Source organism: Kitasatospora sp. NPDC057542, assembly GCF_042801945.1.
Taxonomy (GTDB): Bacteria; Actinomycetota; Actinomycetes; order Streptomycetales; family Streptomycetaceae; genus Kitasatospora.
In genome coordinates, this window is the sequence record NZ_JBHVFE010000417.1 from 1 (window position 1) to 8,038 (window position 8,038).

The window sequence follows — 8,038 nt, forward strand, 5'->3', positions numbered from 1 at the left end:
CAGGCCCGTACCGGACGGTCACCCCCTTCGCGTCCAGCACCGGTTCCCCCGCCACCGCTGCCCGGCGCGGCGGGGGAACCGGCACGTCGGTGAGCCGCGCTCGCAGCGGCCCGGCGGCCCTACGGGCGTCCCGGACGGACAGCGGCAGCGGCCGCCAGCCGGCCAGGCGGCCGAGGCCGACGACGGGCGGCGCGATCGTGGTGTCCCGGAAGACCTCGGCGGGCGGCCCGTGCACGACCGTCCCGTCGCCGGGCAGGTAGACGACCCGGTCGGCGTACTGGACGACCCGCTCCAGCCGGTGCTCGGCCAGCAGGACGGTGACGCCGAGGTCGTGGACCAGCCGGGTGATCGCGGCCAGCACCTCCTCGGCGGCGGTCGGATCGAGCGCGGAGGTCGGCTCGTCCAGCACCAGGACGCGCGGGTGCGCGGTGAGCAGCGAGCCGATGGCGACGCGCTGCTGCTGCCCGCCGGAGAGCTCGTGCAGGGCCCGGTGGCGCAGCTCGGCCAGGCCCAGCAGGTCGAGGGTCTCCTCGACGCGCTTGCGCATGACCTCCGGTGGGATCGCCAACTGCTCCATGACGTAGGCCAGTTCCTCCTCCACGGTGTCGGTGGTGAAGCCGGCCAGAGGGTCCTGCCCGACCACGCCGACCACGTCGGCGAGTTCGCGCGGGGGGTGGTGGGCGGTGTCCCGGCCATCCACGGTGACGCGGCCGCGCAGGGTGCCGCCGGTGAAGTGCGGGACGAGGCCGTTGACGGCGCCGAGCAGGGTGGACTTGCCGACGCCGGTGCGGCCGACCACGAGGCAGAGCTCGCCCTCCGGGATGTGCAGGTCGATGTCGCGCAGGACGGGCGTGGTCTCGCCGTCGTACACCACGCTGACCCGGTCGAATCGGATCACGTGCTCACCTCGGAGGTCGTGCGGTCGGTGGTGGCGGCGCCGGGGCGCGTCGTCGGGCGCGGCCCCGGCACGGCGGCGGATCCGGGCGTCCGGCCGGGCGGCGGCGAGACGATCCCGGCCGCGCCCGCCAGAAGCAGGGCGAGCACCGGGACGAGCGGCAGCGTCGGCCAGGCCAGCGGGTAGAGGGAGGGGTTGAGGTCGGTGGCGTCGTAGCCGACGGTGGCGAACAGCAGCACGGCGGCGGTCACACCGCACCCGGCCACGCCCCACTCGGCGGCCCGCCAGCGGTCCGGCCGGTAGGTGGTGCGCCGCACCCGCCGCCCGCCGAGCAGCAGGCCCGCCACGCAGAGCACGGCACCCGTGAGGAAGGCCGGCAGCCCGAGCACGGCGGGCGCCGTACCGTCCAGCAGCCCGTACACCCCGGCGCACAGGCCGCACATGCCGAGCAGCATCAGCGCGCCGGTGATCCGGCGGGAGCGGCGTGAGGCCGTGCCGGAGCGGCCGTAGCCGCGCGAGTCCATGGCGGCCGCAAGGCTGAGCGAACGCTCCAGCGCGTCCTCCAGGACCGGGACGACGATGCTGCGCAGCGCGCGTACGCCCTTGCGCCGCCCGGCGCGCAACCGCCGTGCCCGGGCGACGCGTTGGACGCTCTGCACCAGCTGGGGCGCGACACTGAGCGACACCGTCACGGCGACGCCCAGCTCGTACAGGGCGCCGGGCAGGACCCGCAGCGCCCGCTTGGGGTTCGCGAGGGTGTTGGCGGCGCCGATGCAGCAGATCAGGCAGGCCAGCCGCAGCCCGTCGAAGGCCGCCGAGAGGGTGGCCTCCAGGGACACTGGGCCACCGATCTGGATCCCCGCGTACCAGGCCGGGGTGGGGATGTGCGGCAGGGAGAAGAGCAGGTGGTCGTGCGGGGTGATGCCGGTGGCGAAGACGCACCGGAAGACTACCCGGATCGCCACCACCGTCAGCGCCAGCCAGAGGTAGTAGGTGAAGCCGCGGGCCCACGGGGCCTCGGTACGGCGGGCCGTCACCACATAGCCGAGCACGGCGAGGACGAGCAGGAGCAACAGCGGGTTGGTCGTGCGGCTGGCCGCCGTCGCCAGGGCGAGCGCCCACGCCCACCAGGCCAGCGGGTGCAGGTTGCGTGCGCTGCGCCGACCACCCGCTCCCCGCCCGGGGGCGGTGGGCGGGGCGGCGGCGTGTTTGTCGAGCGCGGTCACCGGATCACTCGGCCTGTCGCCGGCGGCGGCGCGCCGTGATCACGGTCGCCACGCCCAGGACCACGACGAGGACGGAACCCACCACCGCGGGGAGCATCGAACCTGAGTCGTGCGGGGCATCGGCCACCGGGTTGGCGTCCACCACCCCGCCGGGCACGGCGGGGGTGGCCGTCGGCGCGGCCATGGCGGGCTGCTCAGTCGGCTGGTCGCTCGCAGTGTCCGTCGGTGCCGCGGTGGGCGGCTCGACCGGAATCGGTGTGGCGGGTACCGGCGTCGGCTCGGGGGCGCCCGGCGGGGTGACGCCGTCCTCGGGGGTACCGGCCGTGCCGTTCCCCGGGGGCGTGACGGGCGCGGGCGGACGGGCTCCGCCGGCCGGGGGTTTGGCGGGAGCCGGGGCACGCCCGGTGCCACCGGTAGTGCCGGAGCCGCCGGTGCTGCCGGTGCTGCCGCCCGAACCGGTGCCGGAGCCACCACCACCGCTCGTACCGGTCGCCCCCGTGGAGCCGCCCGAGCCACCGGAGCCGCCCGCGGCGCCCTGGCCCGGGTCGGCCGGCTGCCCACCGGTGCTGGAATTGTGCGCCCGAACGCTGTCCGGCGAGAACGTCGGACGCCCCTCGGTGCCCTCGATGTTGGTGCCGCCGAAGATCCACAGGTCGACGCTGCCGGGCTTCGGCTGGTAAAGCATCGCGCCGAGCTGGCTGTAGGACCACTCGTTCTGGCCCGGATCGGCGTGCCAGTACGACCAGTACGCGGTGGCCGGGGGCGTCAGGACGCACTTCTCCTGGTCCGGGGTCGGGAACTGCTTGCCGCCCTGGAAACCGCTGTAGCCGATCCGGCAGATGAAGGCCGGGCCGTCGTGGCCGGTGCCGGTGGTCTTCCAGCCCCCCTGGTTCAGCAGGGTGTACCCGGTGGTGGGCGTGGTGCCACAGGAGCGCAGCAGCGGTCCGCCCCACGTGCTGAAGTCCACGGCGAGTACGACCCCGGAGGTGGTCGTGCACTGGTCCATCGGCAACGGCGCCGCAGCGGCCGGGGCCGCGCCCACGGCGACGCCGCCGAACGCGAGCGCGGAGGTCAGCGCCGCCGCCCCGGACAGCCGGGCGAGCCGTTCACCGAGTCCCCGGCTCACCGGTGCCGCCCCGGGGTGGCCGCGATGCGGCGACGGGCGACGAGGACGGCCGCGGCGCCGAGCGCGGTCAGCGCACCGGCGCCCGCCGTCAGCGCCAGTGCCTGGCTTCCGGTGCTGGCCAGATTGCCTGAACCGGTCTGCCCCGGCACGCCGCCGGACGCAGCGCCACCGCCGGACGAGGGGGTGTCGGTGACCGGGATCGGCGCGGTCGTGGTGGGCGAGCCCGTCGGGGTGCCGGAGGGCGTACCGGTCGGTGTCCCGATGGGAGTACCCGTCGGGGTCGGCGTCGGCGTCGGCGTTCCGCCAAGGTTGCGGGAGAGCGTGCCGAAGGAGATCCCGGTGGCACCGCCCAGGACCTGCGTCGAGGCCCGGACGTCCGAACCCTGCTGCCCGCCGGAGGCGACGTTGAACCCGCCGTCACCGTTCTGCTGGCCCGCGAGGAAGTCGAGCGCCTTGGCGATCTGTCCACCGTAGGTGGCCTGGCGCAGCGTCATGCCCTGGACGGCCAGCGCGGCCGAGTTGGTGGAGTCGCCGGCCGCACCGGGGAAGCCACCGTCGGGCAGCTGCCGCGCGGCGAGCCAGCCGAGCCCCTTGTCGACCGCCTGGGCGGCCTCGTCCCCGGGGACGAGGGCGAGGGCCATGACGGCCATGGCCGTACTGTCCACGTCGGAGTCGCCGGTGGCGGGGATCAGGCTCGGCCAGGAGCCGTCCGGGTGCTGGAGGCTCTTCAGGTAGGCGATCGCGGGGGCAGCGTCGGTCGCGTCCCCGGCCCGGAGCTGGGCCATGACGGCGAGCGACTGGGAGAAGACCGAGGTGGCGTAGGTGTAGTTGCCCGGGGCGTCGCAGCCGGTGTTCGCGTCGGCCCTGGTGCACACCATCGCGGCGAGGGCGGCGATCAGGTCGCGGCCGCCGAAGGCCCGCGGGTTGCGGCCGACCACCTCGGCGAGCAGCGCCTCCTTGCCGATGGACCCGCCGCCGGCGTACTCGGTGCCGATCGCGGTCCAGTCGTTGACGGTGCGCTCGCTGGCGTCCTTGCCCTGCTGATCCAGGAAGTCGACGATCCTGCGCAGCGCGGCGTCGTCGGTTCCGGTCGCGGCGAGGGCGTAGGCCCCGTCGATGGTCAGGCCGAAGTCGGCGAAGGCCGGGAACCCCTCGTAGTAGTGACCGTCGATCAGACGGGACGGGTCGGTGAGGTAGGCACTCCCCTTGGCCGCGTCGGGCTTCCTCCCCGCAGGCGGGGTCGGCGTGGTCGTGGCACCGGCCGGATCGTGCCGGACGCTGGTGAGATCGGTGCCGGTCAGGACCAGGATGGCCTGCTCGGTGGCGGCGGTGTCCGGATCAGTGGTCGACGCGTCCGGGCCGAAGCCGCCGTCCTTGCCCTGGCGGGCGGCGAGCCAGGCGGTGGCGGCGGCCCGGCGAGAGCCCTGGCCGGTGGCCTTGAACGCCTGGGCGGCGCTTGCGGTGCTGGTGGTGTCGCCGGGGGCGCCGACATACGGCAAAAGGGAGCCGTCGGGCTGCTGGCTCGCCGCGAGCTGGTCGGCGGCCTTCTTGGCGGCTGCTTCGTACCCGGGGGCCGTGCGCAGGGCGAGGACCGCGAGGCCGGTGGTGAGCGGGTCGGATTCGCAGTGGTCACCGGCGACGATCATCGATCCGGCCATGCCGCCGTCGGCGCACTGGAGCGCCGTGAAGCGGGCGAGCGCCGGGGCGGGCGGTGCGACGCCGGCGCGCTGGAGGGCGATGACGCCGAGGGACTGGACCCAGGGCGAGGCCGCACCGAGGAAGTCCCCGGCAGCGGTGCACTTGCCGTTCTCCCCAGCTACGGTGCACACGTGCTCGGTGAGCACGGCAACCAGGTCCCGGCCGCCGAAGGCACGGGGGTCGCGACCCGTACTCTCGGCGACGAGGGCCAGCAGGGCGGCAGCCCTCGTGTCGGGCCTGTCGGTCGGACCGTCGGGGTACAGGAACGCGTCGGTGTGGTCCGCGAGGAAGCCGATGACCTTTCGCAGCGCCGGGTCCTGCGTCCCGGCGGCAGCGAGCGCGATGGCGGTGAGGGCGGTCCGGGGGTAGTCCGGCCCAGGGGCGGCCCAGTTCTCCATGTGATCGCCGCCGACGAGTTGACCGGCCAGCCAGGCCGCGGCGGCCGCCGGATCACCCGTGGCGGACGGCGATCCGGTCGGGCTCGGGGTCGCGGAAGGGGACACAGAGGGCGAGGGGCCGCCGTTCTTGGTGCGGACGGAGTCCGGAGTGAAGCTCGGCGCCCCGCTGGTGCCGCCGATGTCCGTGCCGCCGTAGACCCAGGCCTCCACCTCGCCGGGCTTGGGCTTCTGCGTGCCGGCCCCGAACCGGCTGTAGGACCAGGTCTGTTGGCCGGGCTCGGCGATCCAGTACGACCAGTACGCGGTGGCCTGCGGTGTGTTGACGCACGGCTCCTCGGCCGGTGTCGGGTACTGGACGCCGCCGTTGAAGGTCCCTGTCCCGAGCCGGCAGATGAAGGCGGGTCCGTCGTGTCCGGTTCCGGTCGTGGTGAAACCGGCATTGTGCAGCAGGTTCATGCCCGTCGTGGGGTGGGCGTCGCAGCCCCGGACGACACCGCCGCCCCAGTGGCTGAAGTCGACGGCGACGATCGCGCCCGTCGTTGCCGTGCACTGCTCGATCGGGTCGGCTGCCGCGGTTCCGGGGTGTCCGAGCAGGACCGTGCCGCAGGCGGCGACCGCGACGGTTCCGGCGATCACCAGGGAGGCGAGGTCCCGGTTTCTGTGACGTGTGCGATTGCTGCTGACCCTCACGGCGACTCCCTGGTCGGTCGACACGGGAGGCAACGGCGCAGCCCACGGCACCCCGGGAAGGGGGCCGCCAAGACTGCGTCGTAGTCCGCGACGACGCAAGTGCTCTGTGAACAGACCCCCGGTCCAGGCATTCCGGCTCACCCACCCTCAGGTGGGTCCACGGTTGCGGGTCAGCGCCGGAGTTGGACCGGCTTCCCCTGAATGCCGAGGGCAAAAAATCGGTTCATCAGACCATGGCGGCCGATGAGGAGTCAACGGGGCGTCAGATCGTTCACATCACCTCGTCGGACGACGGGACGTGCGATAGCGTCCGCTGTGGCCGAGTGGGGGAACCCGGTGCGAATCCGGGGCTGACGCGCAGCGGTGTGGGGCGGTGGTCGTGCCGTCCCGAGCCCGAATGCCCGCCCGGCCGTGCACCACGGCGAAAGCCGGCCCACGCGATCCGGGCGGCGACCGCTCCGGCAGTCGCGCGCCCCGAGTGGACGCAGGAATTCCGGGGCAGGGTCGGCGCCCGCCACCCCAAGGAGCCTGTCCCGTGCCCCTCCTCACCCCATCCCGTGCTGCCTCGGCGACCACCGTCGCGCTGGCGGCCGGTGCCCTGTTGCTCTCTGCCGTCCCCGCCCACGCGACCGCCACCCCGGCCCAGATAGCCACCTCCAGGAGCACCGGCGTCACGTACCTGAAGTCTCTCCAGGCCGCCGACGGCAGCTACGTCACCGGCGGCGGGCTCTCCAACGAGTGGGCCTTCAGCGCGCTCGCCGCCGCTGGAACGGCCGCCGCCGACGTCACTCCCGGCGGGGACACCACCAAGAACGCCCGCCTGGTGTACCGCAACCAGCTCGCCGCCCCCGGCCGGCCCAGCGCCTCGCCCGTGGCCACGGACTACGAGCGCGGCATCCTCAACGCCTACGCCGCGGGCATCGACCCCGCCCGCGTCGGCCCCGGCCGCAATCTCCTTGCCGACCTCACCGCCTACTGGCAGAGCGCCGAGCCCGGCTACTACGGGCCGTCCGCCAACTTCAACGGCACCGTCTTCGGCCTGCTCGCCCTAGCCGGCGCCAAGACCCAGGCCGGCGCCCAGCGCTCCCCGCAGAAGCTCATCGACGCCTCCGTCACGGCGGTGCGCGCCAACCAGCACAACGACGGCGGCTGGAACTACAGCAAGGCCGCGGGCGACCCGACGGCGCTCGCCCAGGGCAGCGACATCGACATGACCGGCGCTGCCATGGCCTCCCTGTGCGCAGGCGGCGTGCCCAACACCGACCCGGCGATCGTCGCCGCCAAGAACTTCCTCAAGGGCAAGCTCGCCGCCTCCGGCGCCTTCAACGCCATGTTCGGGGTCAACACCGACTCCAACGGCTGGGCCGTGTCCGGCCTCAACGCCTGCGGCATCAACCCCCAGGGCGCCGACTTCACCAGCGGCACCGGCAAGACTCCGGTCGACTTCCTCATCGCCCAGCAGTTCAAGCCCGGCGGCGGCTTCAAGTACCTGCCCACCGACACCAGCCCGTCGCCCTACGCCTCCGTCGACGGCCTGCGCGCCGTCGCCGGCGCCGGGTTCACCGCCACCCCGCCCACCCCGACCACCGCGGGCGAGCCCACCTGGGCCGCCACCACCGACTTCACCGCCGGCACGGCCGCCCGCCTCTCCCTGGTCGTCGACGACGGCACCAGCGCGCTCAGGGTCTGCGCCGTCACCCTCACCCCCACCGGCACCACCACGACCCTCGGCGACGTCCTCGACCCGGCGGGCACCGCCACCCCGAGCGGCTGCGTCACCTCCGTCACCCCGTCCACCGGCGGCGGCACCATCACCGCGCTCAACGGCACGGCCAACGGCGGCTCCTCCACTTGGAAGGTCAGCCTGGACGGTGCCACCGCCACCGCCGCCACCCGGGCCACCACCGTCCACCTCGGCGACACCGTCTCGCTGCGCTACGGCAGCTGACCGCACGACGCCGGAGGGGGCGCCGACCCCTCGCTCCGGCGGGAACGATCCACGACC

At 74.3% G+C, this 8,038-nt stretch carries 5 protein-coding genes and 2 riboswitches; of the genes, 1 reads left to right on the forward strand and 4 read right to left on the reverse strand.

What is annotated here, in order from left to right; translation table 11 throughout:
- From ACFU7Y_RS34885 to ACFU7Y_RS34900, 4 genes are all read right to left on the reverse strand, one after another.
- Nucleotides 1-898: energy-coupling factor ABC transporter ATP-binding protein (locus ACFU7Y_RS34885; RefSeq protein WP_380770764.1), on the reverse strand; the 898-nt coding region annotated here is incomplete at its 3' end.
- On the reverse strand, nt 895-2,121 hold the full coding sequence (locus ACFU7Y_RS34890; protein ID WP_380770765.1) for a CbiQ family ECF transporter T component: 1,227 nt from the start codon (nt 2,119-2,121) through the stop codon (nt 895-897). The genes ACFU7Y_RS34885 and ACFU7Y_RS34890, both read right to left, overlap by 4 nt.
- Before the next feature lie 4 nt (nt 2,122-2,125).
- Nucleotides 2,126-3,247 (reverse strand): hypothetical protein, encoded by a 1,122-nt coding sequence (locus ACFU7Y_RS34895; RefSeq protein ID WP_380770766.1) that lies wholly within the window; start codon nt 3,245-3,247, stop codon nt 2,126-2,128.
- Nucleotides 3,244-6,033, reverse strand: coding sequence for a prenyltransferase/squalene oxidase repeat-containing protein (locus ACFU7Y_RS34900; RefSeq protein WP_224281365.1), 2,790 nt, complete (start codon nt 6,031-6,033; stop codon nt 3,244-3,246). The genes ACFU7Y_RS34895 and ACFU7Y_RS34900 overlap by 4 nt, the downstream gene beginning before the upstream one ends.
- Nucleotides 6,034-6,137: 104 nt before the next feature.
- A riboswitch (cobalamin riboswitch) is annotated at nt 6,138-6,282 on the reverse strand.
- A 77-nt stretch (nt 6,283-6,359) separates the two neighbouring features.
- Nucleotides 6,360-6,436, forward strand: a riboswitch (cobalamin riboswitch).
- Between the two features lie 132 nt (nt 6,437-6,568).
- Between ACFU7Y_RS34900 and ACFU7Y_RS34905 the strand changes: the two genes are divergently transcribed.
- The gene (locus ACFU7Y_RS34905; protein ID WP_224281364.1) at nt 6,569-7,981 is read left to right on the forward strand and encodes a hypothetical protein; all 1,413 of its coding nucleotides are present in this window, start codon (nt 6,569-6,571) and stop codon (nt 7,979-7,981) included.
- Nucleotides 7,982-8,038: the final 57 nt, after the last annotated feature.